Below are 1,388 nucleotides of genomic sequence, written 5' to 3'. Positions count from 1 at the left end.
ATGACGGTGCGGATGTCGACGTTCTGCAGGAGCAGCAGAGTTGCTGCGGTGTGGCGGGCGTCGTGGAGGCGGACTTCTCTGACGCCGGCTTGTTGCAGGAGCGCCTTCCATGCGGTCTGATCGCCTGCGGGATCGATCAGACCACCGCTGGCGGCGGGGAACACCAGGTCGTGGGTGTCGTCCCAGTCGGATCCGGCTGCGAGACGTCGACGGTTGACCACGGCCCGATGGGCACGCAGTTCGTCTACGAGCGGTTGAGGCAACACGATGGTCCGCTTCGACGCCTTCGTCTTCGGTTCGACCAGCTGTAGGCCGCCACCGCTCCGATGCTCGCACTCCGCGCCGCGCTTCCGTCCGCACGAGGGCACGCCGTCGATGACCGTGCAGCCGTGCTCCCAGGTGTGGCGTTGCACGGCTCGGCGGATCCGGACGACGCCGTCGTCGAGGTCGACGTCGGGCCACAGGAGGCCGAGCGTCTCGCCCTGGCGGAGTCCGAGCGAGATGGCGATCGACCACCGGGCTGGGTGCAACGTGGATTGCGCGGCGGCGAGGACACTACGGCTCTCCTCGACCGAGAGCGGTTCGACCTCGACGTCCTCGGCGCGTGGCGGGCGCGAGACGAGGGCCGGATTGGTGGCGAGCCGTCGGCGACGTACGGCCTCGTTGAGTGCGGACCGCAGGACGCGGTGGACGCCGCGGATGACGTGGGTGGAGTGGCCGTCGGTCTGCATCCGTCGGTAGTGCTCTTCGAGGTGCTCGGGGCGGAGCTCGCTGAGTCGCCATTGCCCGAGGGCTGGCATGACGTGGACGCGCATCTGGCTGCGGTACGTCGACAGGGTCTTCCAGCGTGCGGTCATCGGGAGCACGGACTCGAGCCAGTGCTCGAGCCACTGGGCCAGGGTGATGTCGTCGCGGGTCCAGACGAAGGTGCCGTTGTCGCGGCGGCGTTCGAGGTCGCGGACGGCGTCGCGCAGTTCCGCCTTCGTCTGCCGCTGGACGTGCTTGCGGGCAGTGCTGCCGTCGGGACGGCGGCCCATGGTGACGCGGGCGTGCCAGTTGCCGTCGGCGCCCTGGTAGAGCGTGGAGGTGGTCTGCTCGACAGGCTTGCGGGGCCTACTCATCGCGGACCTCCGCGTACGAGTCCCGCATATGGGCGATGAACCGCTCAAGTTCGCGGCGCTCGATGCGCACAGAGCGGCCGAGGTGGACGACGTGAAGGCGGTGGCTGGCGACGTGGCGCTCGACGCTGCGGCGCGCGCAGCGCAGTTGCCGGGCGGCCTCGTCGAGGGTGAGCAGCAGGGTGTCGGCTGCGGTCGTGGTCAGGGGGCTGGGGTGCGTGGTGGTCTCCATGTGGCACCAAGGTGCGGAGACTCGTCCGGAGCGATCAC

Annotated in this window: 2 protein-coding genes; both read right to left on the bottom strand. The window is 69.6% G+C overall.

Annotated elements, in window-relative coordinates; all coding sequences use genetic code 11:
- Positions 1–1,121 (bottom strand): site-specific integrase (locus tag ACOADB_RS06160; RefSeq protein ID WP_378597073.1); only part of this gene is annotated, 1,121 nt, incomplete at its 3' end.
- Positions 1,114–1,388, bottom strand: a 275-nt coding sequence (locus ACOADB_RS06155; protein WP_378597072.1) for a helix-turn-helix domain-containing protein, incomplete at its 5' end; no start/stop codon positions are given. The genes ACOADB_RS06160 and ACOADB_RS06155, both read right to left, overlap by 8 nt.

This window comes from Nocardioides sp. CPCC 206348 (assembly GCF_048654705.1).
Taxonomy (GTDB): Bacteria; Actinomycetota; Actinomycetes; order Propionibacteriales; family Nocardioidaceae; genus Nocardioides.
This window is presented reverse-complemented; position numbering and strand designations above follow the sequence as displayed.